The organism is Neisseria sp. HMSC078C12 (assembly GCF_001838065.1).
In the GTDB taxonomy this organism is placed as follows: Bacteria; Pseudomonadota; Gammaproteobacteria; order Burkholderiales; family Neisseriaceae; genus Neisseria.
The window spans coordinates 1-735 of sequence record NZ_KV835616.1 but is presented as its reverse complement, the minus strand read 5'-3'; the positions used below and the strand labels follow the sequence as shown (position 1 = coordinate 735).

At 43.7% G+C, this 735-nt stretch carries 1 protein-coding gene and 1 pseudogene; both read left to right on the top strand.

What is annotated here, in order from left to right; translation table 11 throughout:
* Nucleotides 1-522, top strand: a 522-nt coding sequence (locus HMPREF2596_RS11275; protein ID WP_141762679.1) for a tetratricopeptide repeat protein, incomplete at its 5' end; no start/stop codon positions are given.
* 69 nt (nt 523-591) lie between these two features.
* A pseudogene (locus HMPREF2596_RS11650) lies at nt 592-735 on the top strand (sel1 repeat family protein); the annotation flags it as partial.

Here is a 735-nt window from a genome sequence, read left to right as displayed (position 1 = left end):
CAGGCAGTGCAGTGGTATCGCAAGGCGGCAGAGCAAGGGTATGCCAATGCCGAATATAATTTGGGTTGGATGTATGAAGAAGGTAAAGGAGTCCGTCAGAACTATACACAGGCAGAGCAGTGGTATCGCAAGGCGGCAGAACAAGGGTATGCAGACGCCCAATATAATTTGGGCGTGATGTATGAAAATGGGCGAGGAGTCCGTCAAGACTATACACAGGCAGTGCAGTGGTATCGCAAGGCGGCAGAACAAGGGCTTGCAGACGCCCAAAATAATTTGGGTGGGATGTATTTCAAAGGTGAAGGAGTCCATCAAGACTATACACAGGCAGTGCAGTGGTATCGCAAGGCGGCAGAACAAGGGTATGCCAATGCTCAATACAATTTGGGTGTGATGTATGCCAAAGGAGAAGGTGTTCGTCAGAACTATAAGATTGCCAAAGAGTGGTTTGGTAAGGCTTGTGATAATGGATTACAACAAGGTTGTGATGCTTATCGAAAATTTAATCAGGCAGGATATTGAATTTTTCTAAAGGTCGTCTGAAAAACTAGGATAAAACAGAAACAATAATTGAAAGAAATGGATTTTAGAATGAATAAATTATTAAAAAAAATGATGGTAGCCCTGTTATCTTTGGGCTTGGCGCAGGCAGTTTGGGCTGATGATGTGTCGGATTTTCAGAAAACGCTTCAAGTTGCGAAACAAGGGAATGCTCAAGCCCAATTTAATTTGGGT